Annotated in this window: 20 protein-coding genes; 5 read left to right on the top strand and 15 right to left on the bottom strand. The window is 58.8% G+C overall.

The window, feature by feature from the left end:
* Positions 1–45 precede the first annotated feature (45 nt).
* Positions 46–945 carry a lysophospholipid acyltransferase family protein gene (locus OS189_RS01695; RefSeq protein WP_267165545.1) on the top strand — a complete coding sequence of 300 codons (900 nt, stop codon included), beginning with the start codon at positions 46–48 and terminating at the stop codon, positions 943–945.
* Here the strand turns inward: OS189_RS01695 and OS189_RS01690 are convergent.
* Complete coding sequence (locus OS189_RS01690; RefSeq protein ID WP_267165544.1) at positions 942–1,652, bottom strand: DUF1223 domain-containing protein; 711 nt, start codon at positions 1,650–1,652, stop codon at positions 942–944. The genes OS189_RS01695 and OS189_RS01690 overlap by 4 nt on opposite strands.
* Before the next feature lie 227 nt (positions 1,653–1,879).
* Here OS189_RS01690 and acnA point away from each other — a divergent pair, with 227 nt between their 5' ends.
* Positions 1,880–4,675: an aconitate hydratase AcnA gene (gene acnA, locus OS189_RS01685; RefSeq protein WP_267165543.1), complete on the top strand. Its 2,796-nt coding sequence runs from the start codon at positions 1,880–1,882 to the stop codon at positions 4,673–4,675.
* A gap of 206 nt (positions 4,676–4,881) precedes the next feature.
* Positions 4,882–6,189, top strand: a complete 1,308-nt coding sequence (locus tag OS189_RS01680; RefSeq protein ID WP_267165542.1) for a short-chain fatty acid transporter — start codon at positions 4,882–4,884, stop codon at positions 6,187–6,189.
* Here the strand turns inward: OS189_RS01680 and OS189_RS01675 are convergent.
* The 10 genes from OS189_RS01675 to yajC are packed head-to-tail and all read right to left on the bottom strand — an operon-like array spanning position 6,182 to position 12,975.
* Positions 6,182–6,730: a DsbE family thiol:disulfide interchange protein gene (locus OS189_RS01675; RefSeq protein ID WP_267165541.1), complete on the bottom strand. Its 549-nt coding sequence runs from the start codon at positions 6,728–6,730 to the stop codon at positions 6,182–6,184. The two genes, OS189_RS01680 and OS189_RS01675, sit on opposite strands and share 8 nt — an antisense overlap.
* Positions 6,717–6,881, bottom strand: coding sequence for a heme exporter protein CcmD (gene ccmD, locus OS189_RS01670; RefSeq protein WP_416237433.1), 165 nt, complete (start codon positions 6,879–6,881; stop codon positions 6,717–6,719). The genes OS189_RS01675 and ccmD overlap by 14 nt, the downstream gene beginning before the upstream one ends.
* Positions 6,878–7,609 (bottom strand): heme ABC transporter permease, encoded by a 732-nt coding sequence (locus OS189_RS01665; RefSeq protein ID WP_267165540.1) that lies wholly within the window; start codon positions 7,607–7,609, stop codon positions 6,878–6,880. The genes ccmD and OS189_RS01665 overlap by 4 nt, the downstream gene beginning before the upstream one ends.
* 50 nt (positions 7,610–7,659) lie before the next feature.
* Complete coding sequence (ccmB, locus tag OS189_RS01660) at positions 7,660–8,316, bottom strand: heme exporter protein CcmB (RefSeq protein ID WP_267165539.1); 657 nt, start codon at positions 8,314–8,316, stop codon at positions 7,660–7,662.
* On the bottom strand, positions 8,313–8,930 hold the full coding sequence (ccmA, locus tag OS189_RS01655) for a heme ABC exporter ATP-binding protein CcmA (RefSeq protein ID WP_267165538.1): 618 nt from the start codon (positions 8,928–8,930) through the stop codon (positions 8,313–8,315). The genes ccmB and ccmA overlap by 4 nt, the downstream gene beginning before the upstream one ends.
* A 4-nt stretch (positions 8,931–8,934) precedes the next feature.
* Entirely contained in the window at positions 8,935–9,288 is a 354-nt protein-coding gene (locus OS189_RS01650; protein ID WP_267165537.1) for an Mth938-like domain-containing protein, read from the bottom strand.
* A 3-nt stretch (positions 9,289–9,291) separates the two neighbouring features.
* The gene (locus OS189_RS01645) at positions 9,292–10,047 is read right to left on the bottom strand and encodes a sulfite exporter TauE/SafE family protein (RefSeq protein WP_267165536.1); all 756 of its coding nucleotides are present in this window, start codon (positions 10,045–10,047) and stop codon (positions 9,292–9,294) included.
* On the bottom strand, positions 10,040–11,008 hold the full coding sequence (gene secF, locus OS189_RS01640) for a protein translocase subunit SecF (protein WP_267165535.1): 969 nt from the start codon (positions 11,006–11,008) through the stop codon (positions 10,040–10,042). Before secF ends, OS189_RS01645 begins: the two co-directional genes overlap by 8 nt.
* Position 11,009: 1 nt before the next feature.
* Positions 11,010–12,659 carry a protein translocase subunit SecD gene (gene secD / locus OS189_RS01635; protein ID WP_267165534.1) on the bottom strand — a complete coding sequence of 550 codons (1,650 nt, stop codon included), beginning with the start codon at positions 12,657–12,659 and terminating at the stop codon, positions 11,010–11,012.
* A gap of 37 nt (positions 12,660–12,696) precedes the next feature.
* Positions 12,697–12,975: a preprotein translocase subunit YajC gene (gene yajC, locus OS189_RS01630; RefSeq protein ID WP_267165533.1), complete on the bottom strand. Its 279-nt coding sequence runs from the start codon at positions 12,973–12,975 to the stop codon at positions 12,697–12,699.
* A 216-nt stretch (positions 12,976–13,191) separates the two neighbouring features.
* Between yajC and serS the strand changes: the two genes are divergently transcribed.
* Entirely contained in the window at positions 13,192–14,484 is a 1,293-nt protein-coding gene (gene serS, locus OS189_RS01625) for a serine--tRNA ligase (RefSeq protein WP_267165532.1), read from the top strand.
* Positions 14,485–14,502: 18 nt separating this feature from the next.
* Here serS and OS189_RS01620 read toward each other — a convergent pair whose 3' ends face one another.
* Positions 14,503–15,699: a T6SS phospholipase effector Tle1-like catalytic domain-containing protein gene (locus OS189_RS01620; RefSeq protein ID WP_267165531.1), complete on the bottom strand. Its 1,197-nt coding sequence runs from the start codon at positions 15,697–15,699 to the stop codon at positions 14,503–14,505.
* A gap of 63 nt (positions 15,700–15,762) precedes the next feature.
* Here OS189_RS01620 and OS189_RS01615 point away from each other — a divergent pair, with 63 nt between their 5' ends.
* Complete coding sequence (locus OS189_RS01615) at positions 15,763–16,473, top strand: TspO-related membrane protein (RefSeq protein WP_267165530.1); 711 nt, start codon at positions 15,763–15,765, stop codon at positions 16,471–16,473.
* Positions 16,474–16,488: 15 nt separating this feature from the next.
* On the opposite strand, the gene der is transcribed toward OS189_RS01615, so the two are convergent.
* The 3 genes from der to OS189_RS01600 form a co-directional block, all read right to left on the bottom strand.
* Positions 16,489–17,973, bottom strand: a complete 1,485-nt coding sequence (gene der / locus OS189_RS01610) for a ribosome biogenesis GTPase Der (RefSeq protein WP_267165529.1) — start codon at positions 17,971–17,973, stop codon at positions 16,489–16,491.
* Positions 17,974–18,053: 80 nt separating this feature from the next.
* A complete protein-coding gene (locus tag OS189_RS01605; RefSeq protein ID WP_267165528.1) occupies positions 18,054–19,427 on the bottom strand; it encodes a PQQ-like beta-propeller repeat protein in 1,374 nt (457 codons plus the stop codon).
* Between the two features lie 66 nt (positions 19,428–19,493).
* The gene (locus tag OS189_RS01600) at positions 19,494–20,177 is read right to left on the bottom strand and encodes a hypothetical protein (RefSeq protein WP_267165527.1); all 684 of its coding nucleotides are present in this window, start codon (positions 20,175–20,177) and stop codon (positions 19,494–19,496) included.
* Positions 20,178–20,404 lie beyond the last annotated feature (227 nt).

Here is a 20,404-nt window from a genome sequence, read left to right as displayed (position 1 = left end):
GAACGGGGTTTAAGTGTGCCACTACGCAAATTGCATCAGGCGCTTATGACTTCTTTGAATGACCCACAAAAATCCGGCCTGCCCCGCAAGATCGGCCATTACCTGAGCAATCTTGCGATTGTCGGATTGATCCGGGTTGCGCTGATGCTTCCCTATGCCACGCGGGTGCGCCTGATGGGGGCTGCCGTAGAGAAAGTAATCGGACCGCTGGCAGGGTATCGCCGCCGCGCGCTCGACAATCTGGCGCTGATCTGGCCTGAAATGCCGCCCGAACGGCGGGCGGAGATTGCAACGAAATGCCTCAACAATGTGGGCCGCAGTTTTATCGAAAACTATTCGGCCCGTGATTTCCCCCAACGTATGGCGCAAAACGAGGTTACAGGCGAAGGTGTCGATGCGCTGGACAAAGCGGTTGCAGCCGGCAAACCGGTTATACTGGTAACCGGTCATTATGGAAACTACGAAGCGACACGCGCAGCACTGGTGGCGCGGGGGCTGGATATCGGCGGTTTGTACCGCGATATGAAAAACCCCTACTTCAACGCCCACTACGTCAAGACGATGGAGGCATTTGGCGGCCCGGTCTTCCCTCAAGGCAGGCGCGGCACCGCTGGCTTTGTCCGCCATCTCAAAAGCGGGGGGCAGTTAGTGCTGCTGTTTGACCAGCATGTTTTCGACGCCCCTGCGTTTGATTTTCTGGGCCAGCCAGCAAACACCGCACTATCGGCGGCGGAACTTGCACTGCGCTATGACGCCGCGCTTATTCCGTTTTATGGCATCCGTCAGCCGGACGGTTTGACATTTGAAACCGTGCTGGAAGCACCCGTTCCTGCCACAGATGCCATGACAATGACCCAAGCCATTACCGACAGTCTGGCCGCGCGGGTACGGGCCGACCCTACCCAATGGTTCTGGGTGCACCGCCGCTGGCGGCCGGAAGATTAATCCACGCGCGCCGCTGCAACAATCGGGCCTGCCCCTGTTTCCTGCACCAGTACAACGACCGGATCATCCCCCGTCACCTCAAACGACAGATCTAGCGGGGCCTGCCCGTTCCATGATCCGGCAACGCGCCAGTCGTGGGCGATGTTTGAATACTGTATGGTTTTGCCGCTGTTTTCGCCGCGGGTGATTTTGCTGGTGTGGCTGGGCTTCACACGCAACACATGGATTTCCATCGGCACAGCGCCCCCTGCGGGGACACTGCCCTGCATGTGCAGATTGCCCCCCTCGCGCGTGATATCCAGCGACATGGGCGGCGGTGTTTCCTTGTAATGCGCGATCGCCTTGAAAAGCTCCATGGCGTCTGATCCCACGATATCTGTTTGCCCGTTGATCACCATTTCCGGCGTATAGACCGAGCGGCGCCCGCCTTTGCTGGCATACTTGCGCTGACGCTCTGCATAAGCCGGATGGCCGAACTCGTCCTTCCAGCCGATATAGTCCCAATAATCCACATGCAGCGCAATCGCGATTACGTCATCGCGCTCCGACAACTTGGAAAAAATCGCGTCTGCAGGGGGGCAGCTTGAACATCCCTGCGAGGTATAAAGCTCGACCACCACAGGCACCTGCTCGGCCGCGGCGGGGGGTGCCGCACACAGGCCAAAGCCCAATGCGGCCACTGTCAGAATAGTTGAGGCGCGGGACATGTGATTCCTATCGAGGCTGCTTACCCCGTCTAACTAGCGGTCCAATTCTGAAATAACCAATCAAGGTTTCGAGAGTCATACGTGTAGAGATGACCTGTGGCGGAATTATGGAAATTCTTGTGTACAACGGTATACAATTCCGCTGATTGAGGTTGAAAACACCGCCGATATAGGCCATTCAGGGCACAACCCATATTTTGTAGCCAACCCCATGAACGGAGCCACATATGACAATCATCGTAGGTCAGGACACCACCAAGACCCGCAAGACGATCAAGGCGGGTGATCAATCCATCGCGTATTACTCCATCCCCGCCGCGCAGGAAGCAGGCTTGGGGGATTTTTCAAACCTGCCTGCCGCGCTGAAGGTGGTTCTGGAAAATATGCTGCGGTTCGAAGATGGGAAAACCGTCACAGTGGACGACATCAAGGCATTTGCCGAATGGGGTTCCAAGGGCGGCAAGAACCCGCGTGAAATCGCCTACCGCCCTGCCCGCGTTCTGATGCAGGACTTTACCGGTGTTCCAGCGGTGGTCGATCTTGCCGCCATGCGTGACGGTCTTGTTGCGCTGGGTGGGGATGCAGAGCAGATCAACCCGCTGAACCCTGTCGATCTGGTCATCGACCACTCGGTTATGATCGACGAATTCGGCAACCCGCGCGCGTTCCAGATGAACGTCGACCGCGAGTACGAGCGCAACATGGAGCGGTACACATTCCTGAAGTGGGGCCAGAAGGCATTTAACAACTTCCGCGTTGTTCCCCCCGGGACCGGTATCTGCCATCAGGTAAACCTTGAATATCTGGCACAGACCGTCTGGACGGACAAAGACCAGAACGGTGAAGAAGTTGCCTATCCCGACACGCTGGTCGGCACAGACAGCCACACCACCATGGTGAACGGTATGGCCGTTCTGGGCTGGGGTGTCGGCGGGATCGAGGCCGAAGCGGCAATGCTGGGCCAGCCGATTTCCATGCTGATCCCCGAAGTTGTCGGGTTTGAACTGACAGGCCAGATGATGGAAGGCACAACCGGCACCGATCTGGTGTTGAAAGTGGTCGAAATGCTGCGCGAAAAAGGCGTGGTCGGGAAGTTTGTCGAATTTTACGGCAAGGGTCTGGACAACCTGCCGCTGGCAGACCGTGCAACCATCGCCAACATGGCGCCCGAATACGGCGCAACCTGCGGCTTCTTCCCGATCGACGGTGAAACGCTGCGTTACATGCGCACAACAGGCCGGGACGAAGACCGCATCGCGCTGGTCGAAGCCTATGCCAAGGAAAACGGCATGTGGCGCGGCGATGATTACGCCCCGATCTACACCGACACGCTGTCGCTGGATATGGGCACAATCGTGTCTGCAATTTCCGGCCCGAAACGTCCGCAGGACTATATCGCGCTGACCGAAGCGCACACAGCCTTTGCAGATTACGTCCAAGGCGAGCGTAAAGGCTACAAAGCCAACGAGAAACAAAAGGGCCGCTGGGAAGCCGAGGGCGGAATGCCCGCCCCCGAGCGTGAAATTCCGGGCGATACCGGTCACCATCAGCGCGGATATGTTGCGACCGTTGAAGGCGAGGAAAATTACCAGTTGCACGACGGCTCGATCGTGATCGCCTCGATCACCTCCTGCACCAACACGTCCAACCCTTACGTGATGATCGGCGCGGGCCTTGTGGCGCGCAAAGCGCGTGCACTGGGTCTGACCCGCAAGCCTTGGGTGAAAACATCGCTTGCCCCCGGATCGCAGGTGGTTTCCGCCTATCTTGAAGCAGCCAATCTGCAAGAGGATCTTGACGCCATCGGTTTCAACCTTGTCGGCTACGGTTGCACCACCTGTATCGGTAACTCCGGCCCGCTGGACCCTGCGATCAGCAAGGCAATCAACGATTACGATCTGATCGGTACGTCTGTTCTGTCGGGCAACCGCAACTTTGAAGGTCGTATTTCGCCCGACGTTCGCGCCAACTATCTAGCATCGCCACCGCTGGTTGTAGCCTATGCGCTGGTAGGTGACATGAACCACGATCTGGCCGGCAGCCCGCTGGGTCAGGACCAGAACGGCAACGACGTCTATCTGAAAGATATCTGGCCTTCCACACAGGAAATTGCGGAACTGGTCGAGCAGACCGTCACCCGCGAAGCGTTCCAGTCGAAATATGCGGATGTCTTCAAAGGTGATGAAAAGTGGCAGGGCGTTGAAACGACAGACGCCAAGACATATGACTGGCCGCCACAATCGACCTATGTGCAGAACCCGCCCTACTTCCAGGGGATGAGCAAGGACCCCGGCAAGATCACCAACATCGAAGGCGCAAAAGTGCTGGCGGTTCTGGGCGACATGATCACAACCGACCACATCAGCCCTGCGGGATCGTTCAAGCAGGACACCCCTGCCGGTCAGTATCTGATCGAACGTCAGGTGCCGGTGCGCGAGTTCAACTCCTACGGATCGCGCCGTGGTAACCACGAAGTTATGATGCGCGGCACATTCGCCAACATCCGCATCAAGAACGAGATGCTGGACGGTGTTGAGGGCGGTTATACCAAAGGCCCCGACGGCGAGCAGACCTCCATCTTCGATGCTGCCATGGCACATCAGGAAGCCGGCACGCCGCTGGTGATCTTCGGTGGTGAGCAATACGGCGCAGGTTCGTCCCGTGACTGGGCGGCCAAAGGTACAGCCCTGCTGGGTGTGCGTGCCGTGATTGCGGAAAACTTCGAACGTATCCACCGCTCCAACCTCGTGGGGATGGGTGTTATTCCGTTTGAATTCACCAATGGCGACACGCGCAAAACGCTGGGCCTGACCGGTGACGAAACCGTCAGCATTTCCGGTCTTGATACTATCAAGCCACTTCAGGAAGTGCCCTGCACGATCACTATGGCCGATGGGACGGTGAAAGAAATCACTCTGAAATGCCGCATCGATACCGCGATCGAGATTGAGTACATCGAACACGGTGGTGTGTTGCACTACGTGCTGCGTGATCTGGCAAACAGAGGCGTCGCGGCCGAATAACGCGCCGCTAACTCCGGAAAAACAAAGGCCCCTACCGCATTGGCGGCGGGGGCTTTTTTGTGTCTATGTCATTTATGTTACCTTAGGTAAGCATGTGATCGCGCAAGGTTGCGCTGCACTTCCACTGATACGGGAACTGTCCCATAGACAGTTGAGGGTCCGACACCGTTTTCAATACGGACCTGCAAGCAAAAGGAGCCAAATTCATGCTAAACGCTGTTTCCCGACCGATGGTGCGGATTGTAGACCGGTATTTACCCGACCCCTTTGTTTTTGTTGCAGCCCTTACGCTGATTGCCGCAATTGCTGCGGTTGCGATACAGGGCAGCAAACCAATGGATGTGATCACCTACTGGGGTGATGGTTTTTGGGGATTGCTTTCGTTTTCGATGCAGATGCTGCTGGTGCTTGTTACCGGCTATATGATGGCCTCCACCCCGTTGGTGAAGCGCGGGTTGCAGGCACTTGCGGGAATGGCCTCTTCGCCTGGTGCGGCAATTCTGCTGGTCAGCTTTGTCTCGCTTGCCGCCAGCTGGATCAACTGGGGTTTCGGTCTTGTTGTGGGTGCTTTGTTCGCCAAAGAGCTGGCCCGTCTGGTGCGCGTTGATTATCGCCTGCTGGTGGCATCGGCCTATTCGGGCTTTATCGTTTGGCATGGTGGCCTGGCGGGGTCTGTGCCGCTGTCCATCGCGACAGAGGGGCACCCGTTTGCCGACATCATCGGTGTCATTCCGACCTCGGCTACGATTTTCTCACTTTTCAACATCGCGATTCTCGTGGCGCTGTTTATAGCCATCCCGCTGGTCAACAGAGGCATGATGCCACGTGACCAAGACAGCGTTTACATCGATCCGGCCCTGCTGAAAGACGATGTGCCCGAAGTGACCGAAAATCGCACACCAGCGGATTATTTGGAGACAACGCCCTATCTGTCCATGCTGATCGGTGTGGCTGGTGTGGCCTGGCTGCTCCAGCACTTCATGAAGGGCAGCGGCCTGTCGCTGAACGTGATTAACTTTGCCTTTTTGACGCTGGCAATTCTGTTGCATGGCACACCGCGCAACTTGCTGGGCGCGCTGAACGAAGCGGTCAAGGGCGGTGCGGGTATTGTGATCCAGTTCCCGTTTTATGCAGGCATCATGGCAATTATGGTTCAGACCGGCCTTGCGGCCACGATTTCGACCGGTCTGGTCAATCTTGCCAGTGAAATAACGCTGCCGCTGTTTACCTTCCTCTCTGCCGGTATCGTGAACTTTTTCGTACCCTCGGGCGGGGGCCAGTGGGCGGTTCAGGCGCCTATCATCCTGCCCGCCGCCGAAGCGTTGGGCGTTGATTTTGCGCGGGCCTCTATGGCTGTGGCGTGGGGTGATGCATGGACAAATATGGTGCAGCCGTTCTGGGCGTTGCCGATCCTTGGCATCGCGGGTCTGCGCGCCAAGGATATCATGGGGTTCTGTGTGATCCACCTTGTGATTTCCGGTGTGATCATCGGCCTCGGGCTTACGTTTATCTAGCCAGCTGTGCCTGCGCTTCTTCCAGCGCGGGCACAAACCGCTGTTCATAATCGCTGCCAACCAGTGGTCCGGCAAAGCGGAACAGAACTGTGCCGTCACCGTCCAAAATAAATGTTTCGGGCGGTGCGGTTACCCCCCAATCAATTGCCGTGCGCCCCTGCGGGTCAAACCCGACACCTGCAAACGGGTTGTCGTCGTTCACCAGATAAGTTGTGGCCGCGCGCTCGGTATCTTTGAAATTGATCCCGACGATGTTCATGCCTTGGGCGCTCATCTCCATCAGCTTGGGGTGTTCTGCGCGACACGGCGGGCACCAGCTGGCCCAGAAATTCACCAGCGTCACTTCACCCGTCGCCAGCATCGCATCTGTTGCTTTGGGAAAACCGCTCAGCGCACGTTCCGGCACACCGGGTGCCGCCTGCCCCATCAATTGCGAGGGCAGCCCTTCGGGATCATCGCGGTACATGCCAACAAACGCCAAACCCACGAACGCCGCAAAAATCAGCGGCGGGGCCATCATCAACGGGCTAACCTTTGCCATGGCGTGCAGTCTCCTCTTCGATCCGGCGCAGGGCAGCGCGGGCTTTCTTGCCGCGCCGCAGGGTCAGTATCAGCAGCGCAGCAAGCAGCAACAGCGAAAGGCCATAGGCGCCCAGCACCGCTTCGGCATATTTTCCAAGATCGGGTATCATGTGTGTCTGTCCAGTCTTACGCCAAGCGCGCGGGTACGGCGCAAGGCAATTTCGGTTCCGGTGCGGTAAAGGACCAGTGCCAGAAACAGCAAGGTGAACCCGCCGATAGACACCACCAGCGGCAACCAGAACACGTTTGAAATGTTCTCTTCCTTATCAAGACTCAGGGAGGCCCCCTGATGCAGGCCCTGGCTCCAGAACAGCACCGCGTAGCGTGACAGCAGCGCAAAGACCGAGCCGACAAGGCAAAGTACCGAGGTTAGATCGGCAGCGGTGTCGGGGTCCTCAACCGCTTCCCAAAGGGCGATGTAGCCGAGATAAAACAGAAACAGGATCAGGAACGAGGTCAGGCGCGGGTCCCATGCCCACCATGTGCCCCACATCGGCTGGCCCCAGATGGCGCCTGTCAGCAGGCCGATTACGGTCATCACCAACCCCACCGGTGCTGCCGCTTTGGCAGCCAGCGCGCTGACATGGTGGCGGCGAACAAGCCAGACCAAGGAGGCCACCAGCATCATGATCCACGCGTTGATCGCAATCCATGCGGCGGGTACGTGGATGTAGATGATCTTCACAGTCGACCCTTGGCGGAAATCATCAGGGGTCGCAAAAAAACCCCACGCCAGACCGACAAAGATACCGATAGCCGCGGCGGCCCAGGCAAAAGGCTGCACACGCGCGCTGAGGGCCAGAAACTTGACCGGATTTGCATATTCCCAAAGTGACATATGAGGTATCTAATACTCCGTTACAGAAGGCTCAATCGGAAAGGACGGGATCACCGGATTGTCATCCGCAAAGCGGCGGCAGCGGCAAAGGGCAACAGCGCAATCGCGCCGAGGCTAATGCCCGCCAGCAGCAGCAAAGGCGTTTCCACCGCCATGCCGACAGCCCCACGGCGGGCCGCTTCTGCCCCGAAAATCAGGGTTGGCACGTAGAGAGGCAACACCAGCAAAGACATCAACAAGCCGCCGCGCTTGATCCCCACGGTCAGGGCCGCGCCAAACGTACCGATCATCGACAGCGCAGGCGTGCCCAGCACCAACGACACAACCAGCCAGCCAAACCCCTGTGCGGGGAGGTTCAGCAACACGCCCAGTACCGGCGCGGCCAATACCAGCGGCAAACCTGTGGTGATCCAGTGCGCCAGACCTTTCACCGCCAATGCAGCCTCTAGCGGCAAGGGGGCTGTGGCCAGCACATCCAGCGTGCCGTCTTCAAAATCAAGCGCTAGCAACCGGTCAAGCGACAACAGGCAAGCCAGCAGCGCGCCAAGCCACAAAATACCCGGCGCAATAGACGCCAGCAACGCGCTTTGCGGCCCGATGCTGAACGGCACCAGCACAACAAGGATCAAGAAAAACGCCAACCCGAGGCCAAAGCCGCCGCCTGCGCGAAAAGCCAGACGCAAATCACGCACCAGCAGGGCAATCACAGGAATGCCTCGTCGCTGGCACCGTGCAGGGTGTTGGCCTGCGCAAGCAGCGGGGTCACATCCAGCACGTCGGCGTCCAGCCCCAGATCTATATGTGTTGCCAGCAGCGCCATGCCCCCTGCCCGCAAATGGGCGCGCACTGCATCCGCAAACAGCCCGACCGCGTGTGTGTCAAGCGAGACTGTCGGCTCGTCCAGTACCCAGATCGGCCGCCCCGTCACCATCAGACGCGCCAGCCCTGCGCGGCGCTTCTGCCCCGCTGACAATGTTCCTGTCAGCCGGTCCTTCAGCGGCGCCAGCGCATAGGCTGCAAGTGCTGCATCAATATTGCGCCGACCATAGACAGCGGCCCAGAAAGTCAGGTTTTCTGCCACGCTCAGCATCGCCTTTAACCCGTCTGCATGGCCTGCATAGGCTACGGTATCATCCGCACCCTCAATGCTGCCGGACAATGCGGGCTGCAAACCTGCGATCGTGCGCAGCAACGTTGTCTTGCCAGAGCCGTTCGGCCCGCGAATGACCAGCGCTTGCCCCGCATCCAGCGTAAACGACACACCGCTCAGCACCGGCACACCGCCGCGCGCCACGGCTAAATCTGACAGGCTTAGGGCCATGCGGTCAGATCGGCAGCATGGCAAGGGACACGCGGCGGCCCTCGCTCAGCAGCACGTTGTAGGTACGGGCGGCGGCGGGGGATGCCATTGCCTCCACCCCGACACCGGCGTTTTCAAGCTGGCTGCGCAATCCGGCAGGCAGATGGGCGATCTCGGCTCCTGTACCGATAAAGATCACATCACTTTCCCCCGCCAGCGCCTCCAGTGCGGCGATATCATCCAATCCGCCCCAAGTGCGCGTGCCCGACGGAGCGGCGATCACGGGACCATGCACAACCTGCCCCCCGATACGGAAAAATCCGGGGCCATACCCTTCCACCGGTTTGGCATCGTTGAACACAACTTCATTCAGACGCATGGATTATCCTTTCCAGATCGGCAGGCCGATAATAGCCGAAGCCGCAATGACGAGATAGGCCACGGCGCGAAAAATACGCTCGGCCGATGGGTCAAATAGACGCGCGCCGATCATATTTGCAATCAGGTTGGGAATGCCAACCAGCACCCCCAGAAACGCAATCGGCCAATTCATCAGGCCCATCATCCATAAAAGCGGAAACAGCAACAGGTCAATCGCCAGCAGATACAGCAGGAAATTGGCGCGGATCACGGCAGCAGGCAAACGACTGGCCATATACAGCATGATCACAGGCGGCCCCGGGATACCCGCGAATCCGGTCATAAACCCGCCAACCGCGCCGGTCAGGACCGTCAGTTTTGCGGTCAGAACCTGTTTCAACCGCCAGCCGGATATCGTGAGGATCGACAATACCACCACGGCCACCGACACCGTCCAGCCGAAAACCACACTATCAATTGCGCTGAGCGACCAAACCCCTAGCGGCATCGCAAGGATCGCCCCCGCCAGCAACAGCCCCACGTCACGCGGCGCGCCGTCGCGCCATGCTGCCGCGGCGTTGGGCAGCGGGCCAACCAGCTCTGCACAGATCAGGAAAATAACAGCCTCGACTGGGGCCAGGACCGAACTGGCGACCGGCATGATGATCATCGCCGAGCCAAATCCCGCAAAACCGCGCACCACACCTGCAACACATACCGCTATCACCAACCAGATCAGCCCGTCAGTTGCGAGGGCTGATACCAGCAGATCAGGCATCTATGTTGGCGTACTGGTTGCCGGCATTTGCATCGGGCTTGGTCCAGTCGCGCTTAACCCCGAGATAAAGCAGCACAGCCGTAGCCACAAAAACCGATGAATAAGTGCCCACAATCACGCCCCAGATCATGGCAAACACAAATCCGCGGATCACATCGCCGCCCAGAACAAACAGCGCAACCAGCGCCAGCAGCGTAGTAAAAGATGTCATAAATGTCCGGCTCAATGTTTCGTTGATCGACAGGTTCAACACCTCTTTCAGCGGGCGGTTCTTGTATTTACGCAGGTTCTCTCGCACGCGGTCGAATACCACCACCGTATCATTCAGCGAATAGCCCACAATTGTCAGCAAGGCCGCAATGATCGCCAGATCAAAACGGATCTGCACTTCGGAAAACACACCGATGGTCAGCACAACATCATGGACCAGCGCCAGAACGGCACCCGCCGCAAACTGCCATTCAAATCGTAGCCAGATATAGATCAGCACCGCTGCCATTGCCAAACTCACCGCGATGATTGCGGTGTTGATCAATTCGCCCGATACTTTCGGGCCTACGGATTCGACGGAGATGAATTTGATATCCGGACGTGCCGTTTGCAGCGCGCTTTCAACCGCTTCGATCAGTTCGGGCGTGACCGCTTCCTGATCGTCCTGCGCCTGAATCCGGATCATCGCAACGTTCTGTTCCGGCCCGAATGTAGGATCGAACACCTCGGTTATGGTGATGTCGCCCAATCCCAGCGTGTCCATCGCATCGCGGTATTCTGCGATAACAACAGGGCGCGGGCTTTCGGTGCGGATGGTGGTGCCGCCTCTGAAATCGATACCGTAGTTCAGCCCCTGCAACAGGAAGGAAGCCAGCGCCACAACCATCATGATGCCGGAAATACCCAGCCAGAGCTTCCAGCGGGAGAAGAAATCGAAGTTGGTGTTTTGTTTTACCAGTCTCAGGCGCATATCAAAGCTCAATCGTTTTGGGACGGCGGCGTTCATACCAGATGACCACCATCAGACGTGTTACAAAGATCGCCGTAAAGACCGACGTGAGAATTCCAAGACCCAGCGTAATCGCGAAACCGCGCACGGGCCCCGAACCCATGGCAAACAGGATCACCGCCGTTATGAACGTGGTGATGTTGGCATCCAGAATAGCGCTCAGCGCTTTTTCATACCCCAGCGCGATGGCGCGCGCCGGTCCCTTTGCGGTTTGAAGTTCTTCGCGAATACGCTCGAAGATCAATACGTTGGCATCCACAGCCATACCAACTGTCAAGACGATTCCGGCGATACCGGGGAGGGTGAGCGTGGCGCCGATCAGGCTGAGCAGGCCGAACATCAGACCTACGTTGATAATCAACGCGATGTTAGCGAAAATGCCGAAAAGCCCGTATGCTGCCCACATAAAAAATAGCACCGCAGTGAAGGCAACCATGGTTGCGATCTTGCCCGCATCAATGCTGTCCTGCCCCAGTTCCGGCCCGATTGTGCGCTCTTCGAGAAAGTCGAGCTTTGCCGGAAGTGCGCCAGCGCGCAGCAGCACCGCAAGGCGGGTGGAGTCTTCGACCGTAAAGCTGCCGGTAATGATGCCCGACCCGCCGGGAATATGGCTCTGGATGGTGGGGGCGCTGACAACTTCGTCATCGAGCACAATCGCAAAGGGTGACCCGATGTTTTCGGCGGTATAATCGCCAAACTTGCGCGCGCCGGAGGTGTTAAAGCGGAAGCTGACCGCAGGGCCGCCGTTCTGGTCAAAGCTTGGCTGGGCATCGACCAGTTCTTCACCGGTCACCACCGGCGCACTTTCGATCACGTAGAACAGCCCGGGCTGGTCGAGTGAGGGAATGATCTTGTTCCCGATGCCCGCACTTTCCGCGCCATCCGTGCTGCGCCGCACAACAGGGTTGAAAGTCAGTTGCGCAGTGGTCCCGATAATCTCTTTCAACTCGGCTGCCGATCCAATGCCGGGCACCTGAATGAGAATGCGGTCACTACCCTGCCTCTGGATCGTAGGTTCACGGGTGCCAACCTCGTCAATGCGGCGGCGGATAATTTCGAGCGATTGCTGCATCGTGCGCTCATCCGTGGCGCTTTTCTCTGCTTCTGACAGCACGATGGTGATGACACCGCTGTCGCCTGCTACTTCGATATCGCTGGCCCCTGCCCCTGTCAGTGTTTGAACGGGGCGCGCAAGGCCGCGCACAATCGCCATGGCCTCGCCCATCTTGTCCACATCACTCAGGCGGACTTTCAGTTCTCCGGCAACGGCATCCTGACGGCGCACGGGTGTCAGTCCACGCAGGGCATCGCGCACCTCGGGCCACAACGCCTCCAGCCGCGCGGCGTAGACATCCTGCACCCGCACCTCTGCCAACAGATGCGCACCGCCGCGCAGATCAAGACCCAGATTTACCAAGCCGTTTGGCAGGAAGTCGGGCCAAAGCGCGCGCTGCGCTTCAAGTTCGGGCGTGCTCCCCGACACCTCGATTTCCTTTACCGCGTCATTGTGGCTTTCGACCACGGTGTAAAAACCATTGGGCGCCGCCAGCAGCAGACCAACAGCACAGGTCAGCCAAATGGCGATGCGTTTCCATACGGATATCTGGAGCATGAGCCGCCCGCCTTTATCTCTTGTCGTGTTGGAAGGGTTACTTGGCCGGTTCGGTCTTGTTGATCACAGTTGCGATTGTGCTCTGGATCACGCGCACCTTGATGCCATCGGCAATTTCAACTTCGACCTCGCCGTCATCTTTGACTTTCACAACCTTACCCACGATTCCGCCTTGGGTGACCACTTGATCACCACGGCGCAGGGCCGCAACCATCGCCTGATGATCCTTGAGCTTTTTCTGCTGTGGACGGATCAGCAGGAAATACATGATCCCGAAAATAAGGATCAGCGGGATAAATTGCTCAATGCCTGACATGGAATAGTCCTTTTATACGGCTTGCAGGGGGGGATGCCCCTTTGGTTCAAAGTTCGCTGGAACCTATGCGCGGGACAGGCGGTTTGCAAGGCACCGCACCGCGCAAAACAGCCCATTTGCACAAGTTTCGACACGGCGCACGGCCCCCCTCTATTCTAGGGCGGAATTATCGGCCATAACGCGGCGTAGACGATTCATTCAACGAAGGACAGACAGATGCATGATATTCGTGCCATACGCGAAAACCCCGATGCTTTTGACGCAGCGCTAGCGCGGCGCGGCGATGCGGCGCTGTCGTCCTCTATCCTAGAACTCGACACTGCGCGGCGCGCAAAAATTCAGGCTGCCGAAGCCGCACAAGCCGAACAGAACGCTGCCTCCAAGCAGGTGGGCGCAGCAAAGGCCAAGGGTGATGACGCAGAATTCGAACGCCTGCGTGCGCTAGTATCTGACAAAAAGGCCGAAGTGGCCGCAATGCAGACGGAAGCCAAGGAGCTGGATGCCAAGCTGACCGATATGCTGGCGCGCATCCCCAACATTCCCGCCGATGATGTGCCCGACGGTCCGGACGAGGACAGCAACGTCGAGATAAAGCGCTGGGGGGATGTGCCATCCTTCAGCTTCACCCCGCGCGAGCATTACGATCTGGACTGTGTCGCCGCCTCGATGGATTTCGAAACGGCAGCCAAAACATCCGGCGCGCGGTTTGTCATGCTCAAACGCGGTGTGGCGCGGATCCACCGCGCGCTTGGCCAGTTCATGCTGGATACCCATGTCGATCAGAACGGTCTGACCGAAGTGAATTCGCCTGTTCTGGTGCGTGACGAGGCGATGTATGGCACCGACAAGCTGCCCAAATTTGGCAGTGACAGCTATCGCACCGAAGACGGCATGTGGCTGGTGCCCACCTCGGAAGTACCCCTGACCTACACGGTTGCAAATGATACGCTGGACGCCGCCGATCTGCCCCGCCGCATGACTGCGCACACCGTTTGCTTCCGTTCGGAGGCGGGGAGTGCGGGGCGTGACACATCCGGTATGCTGCGCCAGCACCAGTTCGAGAAGGTCGAAATGGTGTCGATCACCCTGCCCGAAGAGTCAGACGCCGAGCAAAAGCGGATGCTGGCCTGTGCCGAAGGCATCCTTGAGGCGCTTGAAGTGCCCTACCGCACAATTATCCTGTGCACCGGCGATATGGGGTTCGGCGCACGGCGCACCTATGACATCGAGGCGTGGTTGCCCGGCCAGAACACCTACCGCGAAATCAGTTCTGTTTCGACCACAGGAGATTTTCAGGCGCGCCGCATGAACGCGCGGTTCAAGCCCGCCGATGGTGGCAAGCCGCAGTTTGTGCATACGCTCAACGGATCCGGCCTTGCGGTCGGGCGCTGCCTGATCGCCGTGCTGGAAAACGGTCAGCAGGAAGACGGCACCGTAAAGCTACCTGCTGTGCTTGCGCCCTATCTTGGCGGCAAGACCACGCTCACGCTGGACGGCACGCTTGCGTAAACCGTTTCGGGTCGGGGCCTAGCGCTCCGGCTCGCTCCGCCTGCGCGGTGGCGGCGTGATAGGCGCTTCGCCAAACAATTCCGGCAGCAGGCTTTTCAACGATCTGGGCCGGTAATCGCGCCGCCCCTTTACCCGCTTGTCCGCGCTTGGATGCAGATCAATCGGATGCCCCGGCCCTTTGCGCCATTTCAGCCACTGCCCTGCCACGGTGTACAGCCATGGTGGCTGGCTCAACGTGGCGCTATCGGCCATGGGATCGGGCACACGGTCCAGAAGATCATCCATGTCAATATCCAGTCCTGCTGCCTGCGCGCCTTCTGCAATCCACTGCAAGGATTGCCCCGTCAGCGCGCGCGCCTTGGGCGCAGAGCCGCCGACAATGGCATGCGTGCCGGTGAACCACACCTGCTGGTACGGGCGCATTTCACTGCGGTCACCGCGATTTAGCCCCTCGTCATCGCGTGATGCTTCCAGATTGTCCCACAGGGTGGGACGGTAAAACACCCGCCGCTCGTCCAGTGCCACCGCATGGCGGGCGGATTTCACAAGCGAGCTGAGCAGCGTGTCGTGAAAGCGGAATTTCTTGTTCCAAAGGGTGGCTATAGGCCCCAATAGCGGCGCGGGAATACCCAGTGAACCAACTGTGTCCCAGATGCCCAGATAGGCGATTTCAACCTTGTGCATCTGCGCAGGATCATCGCGCCACGGGTTGACCTGACGCCAATCCATATCCGCGCGCGAGGTCGCAAACCGCGGGGACAGTTTGCGCCGTGCATTCAGGACACGCAGCGCATCGGGGTGGTTTTCCGGTCCCGGTTTACGATAAAGACGAAACGCCTCGCTCAGGTTCTGCGGTGTCGGATCGGAAAGGATGCCGCATTTGCGGATCATTCCCGCAAGCGAGCGGGCCGTATAGGCGCCGCGCGAAAACCCGAAGATAAAAATTTCGTCTCCCGCTTCGTAATCTTCGCAGACCGCCGCGTAGGCGCGTTTGATATTTTCGTTCAGTCCCCAGCCAAAGGCACCGCCGCCGATCTTCATCAGGGTTCTGGCCAGAAAGTTGACCTCGCCACCGCCGCTTCCCACGCCTTCGAAATAATGCGTATGCTGGGCGTTTGTCTGGCGGGTTTTTTCAAATAGGCGCACAACATGGGTGGGCTGTTTCATCGTCGGACTGTTCCACGTTCCGTCGCAAAAAATAGCGATTTTGGCCATTGGCAAAATTCCTTTGTGCAATATCTTTGAAAGCAGGAAACAGTTTTGACCAGAAAGAATACCATGTCACGCAAAGTCATCGCGATTGTTGTTTTTATTCTGGCAGGGCTGTTTGCCCTGTCGCCCCTGATGGTGGAGGATTTTGGCGGCTTCGATCCCGAACTGTTCCCGATCCCGCAAGTCGATCCTCCTGTTCAACCTGCCGGTTATGCGTTTGCAATCTGGGGCGTCATTTATCTGTGGCTGGTGGTTGGCATGGGATACGGCCTGTGGAAACGGCGCGATGATGCGCGCTGGCATCCTATGCGCACCGCGCTGATCCCCTCGCTTGCCGTCGGCGCAATCTGGCTGGTTGTCGCGATGAACAGCGCGATCTGGGCCACGGTGCTGATCTGGGTGATGCTGATCAGCGCGCTGGTGGCGCTGTTTCGCAGCCCTGTCGAGGATCGCTGGTTCGCGTCCTTGCCTGTGGGGCTGTATGCGGGGTGGCTCAGTGCCGCCTCCTGCGTCTCGCTTGGGCTGTTGCTTGCAGGCTACGGCCTGCTGGATGCGTCGACAGCAGCTTTGGCGATGGTGTTTCTGGCGCTGGTCATCGCGTCAGGTGTGCAGAGCCAGCTTGGCCGTGCACCCAGCTACGGCATTGCCGTGATCTGGGCGCTTGTTGCTGTGGTGGTGCAGAACCTTGGCGTTAACAGCACCGTCGCAGCACTGGCCGCCGGTGGCGCGCTGGCGATGCTGATGCCGACATACAAGGCGTGGCGCGCCACCGTATAAGGCGCGCCTGACGGTTCATACATTGCGGCCGGTTTTCGGATCTTTGCGCCGCCCGTCGGTGTGTTTGCGCAATTTGGACGGTGCCGCCTTTTTGCGCCCTTTGTAGGGGTTCGCATCGGACTGGCCGCGCATCCACAGACGGATCGGCGTGCCGGGCATGTCGAAATCAACCCGCAGACCGTTCACCAGATAGCGGCTGTAGCTTTCGGGCACTTTGTCAGGATGGCTACACATCACCACGAACCCCGGCGGACGGGTTTTGGCTTGGGTCATGTAGCGCATTTTGATGCGCTTACCCTGCGGTGCGGGGGGCGGGTGCGCCTCCATCATACCGGAAAGCCAGCGGTTCAACTGTGCCGTCGTCACGCGGCGGTTCCACATCTCATAGGCACGCATTATGGCCTGATGCAGGCGGTCCAGCCCTCTGCCCGTTTTGGCCGATACCGTGATCAGCGGCGCGCCGCGCAACTGCGGCAACAACCGCTCGAAGCTTTCTTTAAGCTCTTTCAACTTGCCCTGACGGTCTTCCTCAATGTCCCATTTATTCACCGCAACCACGACAGCGCGGCCTTCACGCTCGGCCAGATCGGCGATGCGCAAATCCTGCTGTTCAAACGGAATTTCCGCATCCAGCAGCACAACCACTACTTCGGCAAACTTTACTGCGCGCAAGCCGTCGCTAACACTGAGTTTTTCCAGCTTCTCCTGTATCTTGGCCTTTTTGCGCATTCCGGCTGTATCAAAAATACGCATCGGCACGTCGTCCCACATCGTGGTCAACGATATCGCATCGCGGGTGATTCCCGCTTCGGGACCGGTCAGCAAACGATCTTCTTTTAATATCTGGTTGATCAGTGTCGATTTACCAGCATTGGGTCGCCCGACTACGGCAACCTGTAGCGGGCGCGCCAATGTTGGCACGCGCGCGGCATCAACGTCTCCGTCATCTTCTTCGTCAATGTCGACATCCACTTCGGGCGAGTCGTCATTCGCACGTTCGGCAAACTGGTCCGCCAGCGGCATCAGAATGGAATAGAGATCGGGAAAACCCTCCCCGTGTTCGGCAGACAGGCGCACAGGTTCCCCCAGCCCCAGCGAATAGGCTTCCAGAACGCCAGCTTCGGCAGCGTTGCCTTCAGCCTTGTTTGCAGCCAGAATAACATGAGCCGAGCGTTTGCGCAGGATGTCAGCGAATACAAGATCCGAGGGCGTGACGCCGACACGGGCGTCAATCATGAACAGGCAGACATCAGCCATATCCACGGCCCGTTCGGTCAGGCGGCGCATACGCCCCTGAAGGCTGTCGTCGGTGACTTCTTCCAGACCGGCGGTATCAATCACGGTAAACCGCAGATCGGCCAGCCGCGCTGCGCCTTCGCGCAAGTCACGCGTCACGCCGGGTTGGTCATCGACCAACGCAAGGCGTTTGCCGACAAGGCGGTTAAACAGCGTGGATTTACCCACATTGGGGCGGCCCACGATAGCAAGGGTGAAGGACATCTGGCTGGCTCCGAAAACGGCGTTAGACACGCGCCATAGCGCAAAGCGCCGCGCAGCGAAAGCCCTGTCGGTCTGACGCCCTAGCGGTAGGCCAGCAATTTGCCATCCGCAGAGACAACGTAAAGCGTGCGGCCTGCAACAACAGGTGCGGTTGTGGCCCCGCCCGGAATTTCCACCGACGCAACCAGCGCGCCGTTGGTCGGATCATAGCTGCGCAATGCGCCATCACCCGAGGCGATAACAATACGACCGCCTGCAAGGATCGGCCCGTGGTGAGCATAAACAGCTGCCTGCTTTTTGGGTTTGCGCTGCACAAAGTTGGGCAGTTCGACCCCCCAGATTTTCGATCCGTCACTTGCATCAAGACGCAGCAGTTCGTTCAGATCGCTTAGCACAAAGACACTGCCGCCCACGGGCCAGACAGGGCCGATTGCGCCGTCACGCGCGGTCCAGATACGCGCGCCCGATGCCAGTTCCAGCGCGGCGATACGGCCTGACTGGTTGCCGACATACACGCGATCTCCCGACACAACCGGCGCAGCCGTGACATCGGATACATTGCTGAGGGCGCGGCCGCCGCGCTTGCCCAGCACAGATGCGTCCCAGCGGTTCAGGCCGCCGCGGCGGAACACCGCCTGAAGCTCTCCCGAACCAAAGGCGAAGATCGCCAGATCATCCGTTATGGCAGGTGCAGGGGCGCCGAGAATATTGTTTGTGTCCCCCGACGATCCGATTTGCCACTCGACCGTGCCATCCTTGCGGTTTACGGCCCAACCGGTGTTATCGCCAGCCGTGACATAGACGAGGTCGCCAGATACCGACGGCGTACCGGAACCGCTTGCATCCAGTTGCTGTGTCCAGCGCACGGTGCCGTTGCTGGCATCCAGTGCCGCCAGAACGCCGATCCCGACCGAGACATACACCGTACCGCCCGATACCACCAAACCGCCGCCCGAGGCATCACCGGCCTGATCGCGCGCGGGGCGCAGATCAACCTGCCACAGTGGCGCGCCGGCGGTTGACGTGGCTGAAACGACTGATTGCGCATCCAGCGTGAATACCCGTCCGCCTGCCACTACCGGATCGGCTGTGATGCGGTGCTTGCGGCTGTCGCCTTCGCCAATGTCGGCGGCCCAGGCAAGTGTCAGATTGGTGCCCAGCGCCGCATGGCTGACCCGCGTTGCCGCGCTGCCTGTGGAATGTGACCAATCGGCATTTACCCGCGCTGCAGGCAGCGAAATAGCGCGTGACCGATTACCTTCAAACGTGGCTGCATCATTGTTAATGTCGGATTGGTCCTGCAAAACCGAACGGATATCTTCGCGCTGTCCCGGCAGGATGACATCCGGTTCGCTACATGCTGCCAAAAGGGCCGCAGCTCCCAGAAACCCCAGCATCATGGCACGGGGCAGCGTTGTCAGTTTGCGCTGCGTAGGAAAGCTCGTTTGTGTCATTGCCTGCTCACTCTGGTCTGCGTCTCGCCGGTGGTGCCATCTGCACGGCTACGCGCAGCGGTCCTGTTATCCGTTACTGTCGTTTTGGGGTGCGCCGCTCAGATCAGGCTCCCCGCCCAAGGCCACAATCACCTGCAACGCACGCTGTTGCAAGTCCGGTGTAACCTGTGCATCCGCAAGAATATCCTGATACGTTGCAATCGCAGCTTCAGTCTCGCCTTCCTGAATGGCGATCAGTGCAAGTTGCTCTTGCGCCATCAGGCGCAGGCTGCCCCCCGCCATGGCCAGCGATTCAAACCCCTGCTTGCGTTCAGCGGCAGGCATTGTGTCTGCCTGAAGGGTTAACGCCTTGAATTGGGCGATCTGGCGGTAGATCTCGGGGACGTCGCCGTTGGTCGCGACCGCATTCAGGTTGCTTAAGGCGCCTTCCTGATCGTCTGCGCCCAACTGTTCTGAAGCGGTCAGCAGGGCCAGCACAGCGGACGCGCGAGGGGCCTCAGCCTCAACCGCTTGCAATGCTGCAACACGGGCGCCGGGATCATCATTATCCAGAGCGGCCAACATGGCATCGCCGAGCGCCTCGGCCTGCGCACGCGTTTGCGACTTGCGGTATTCCGAAAATGCAGCACCGCCGACGATCAGCAGCACAACCAGCACGGCAATCCAGCCATACTTCTTGAGTTTTGCCATCATCTGGTCGCGGCGCAACTCTTCGGTAACTTCTTCGATAAAACTGTCGCTATCGCTCATCAGGGGCTGCCTCTACCTAACCGGTTTCGCCCCTCTTAACGAAGCAGCATCCCCAAGCCAAGGCCCAAGCAGGACCTGCACCACCGCAAACCATGCAAAAAGATGGCGAAGAGGGTCCAGAAATGATAAAAAGCGTGCATTCGGAACTGGGCAGTTCACTTTTGTTGCACTACTTAGCGCACAAGACTCGTTCGCGCTCCATTAGGAGGAGCGCGACTGTCGCCCAA

This window comes from Sulfitobacter sp. F26169L (assembly GCF_026410285.1).
Classification (GTDB): Bacteria; Pseudomonadota; Alphaproteobacteria; order Rhodobacterales; family Rhodobacteraceae; genus Sulfitobacter.
This window is presented reverse-complemented; position numbering and strand designations above follow the sequence as displayed.

Excerpts from the sequence above, each read along its gene's own strand:
- ccmA (WP_267165538.1), bottom strand. The coding sequence starts at position 8,930 with ATGGCCCTAAGCCTGTCAGATTTAGCCGTGGCGCGCGGCGGTGTGCCG.
- OS189_RS01615 (WP_267165530.1), top strand. The coding sequence starts at position 15,763 with ATGTCACGCAAAGTCATCGCGATTGTTGTTTTTATTCTGGCAGGGCTG.
- acnA (WP_267165543.1), top strand. The coding sequence starts at position 1,880 with ATGACAATCATCGTAGGTCAGGACACCACCAAGACCCGCAAGACGATC.
- OS189_RS01620 (WP_267165531.1), bottom strand. The coding sequence starts at position 15,699 with ATGGCCAAAATCGCTATTTTTTGCGACGGAACGTGGAACAGTCCGACG.
- secF (WP_267165535.1), bottom strand. The coding sequence starts at position 11,008 with ATGCGCCTGAGACTGGTAAAACAAAACACCAACTTCGATTTCTTCTCC.
- yajC (WP_267165533.1), bottom strand. The coding sequence starts at position 12,975 with ATGTCAGGCATTGAGCAATTTATCCCGCTGATCCTTATTTTCGGGATC.
- OS189_RS01650 (WP_267165537.1), bottom strand. The coding sequence starts at position 9,288 with ATGCGTCTGAATGAAGTTGTGTTCAACGATGCCAAACCGGTGGAAGGG.
- OS189_RS01600 (WP_267165527.1), bottom strand. The coding sequence starts at position 20,177 with ATGAGCGATAGCGACAGTTTTATCGAAGAAGTTACCGAAGAGTTGCGC.
- der (WP_267165529.1), bottom strand. The coding sequence starts at position 17,973 with ATGTCCTTCACCCTTGCTATCGTGGGCCGCCCCAATGTGGGTAAATCC.
- secD (WP_267165534.1), bottom strand. The coding sequence starts at position 12,659 with ATGCTCCAGATATCCGTATGGAAACGCATCGCCATTTGGCTGACCTGT.
- OS189_RS01645 (WP_267165536.1), bottom strand. The coding sequence starts at position 10,047 with ATGCCTGATCTGCTGGTATCAGCCCTCGCAACTGACGGGCTGATCTGG.
- OS189_RS01690 (WP_267165544.1), bottom strand. The coding sequence starts at position 1,652 with ATGTCCCGCGCCTCAACTATTCTGACAGTGGCCGCATTGGGCTTTGGC.
- OS189_RS01695 (WP_267165545.1), top strand. The coding sequence starts at position 46 with ATGACTTCTTTGAATGACCCACAAAAATCCGGCCTGCCCCGCAAGATC.
- OS189_RS01665 (WP_267165540.1), bottom strand. The coding sequence starts at position 7,609 with ATGTCACTTTGGGAATATGCAAATCCGGTCAAGTTTCTGGCCCTCAGC.
- OS189_RS01675 (WP_267165541.1), bottom strand. The coding sequence starts at position 6,730 with ATGGCAAAGGTTAGCCCGTTGATGATGGCCCCGCCGCTGATTTTTGCG.
- OS189_RS01680 (WP_267165542.1), top strand. The coding sequence starts at position 4,882 with ATGCTAAACGCTGTTTCCCGACCGATGGTGCGGATTGTAGACCGGTAT.
- serS (WP_267165532.1), top strand. The coding sequence starts at position 13,192 with ATGCATGATATTCGTGCCATACGCGAAAACCCCGATGCTTTTGACGCA.
- ccmD (WP_416237433.1), bottom strand. The coding sequence starts at position 6,881 with ATGATACCCGATCTTGGAAAATATGCCGAAGCGGTGCTGGGCGCCTAT.
- OS189_RS01605 (WP_267165528.1), bottom strand. The coding sequence starts at position 19,427 with ATGACACAAACGAGCTTTCCTACGCAGCGCAAACTGACAACGCTGCCC.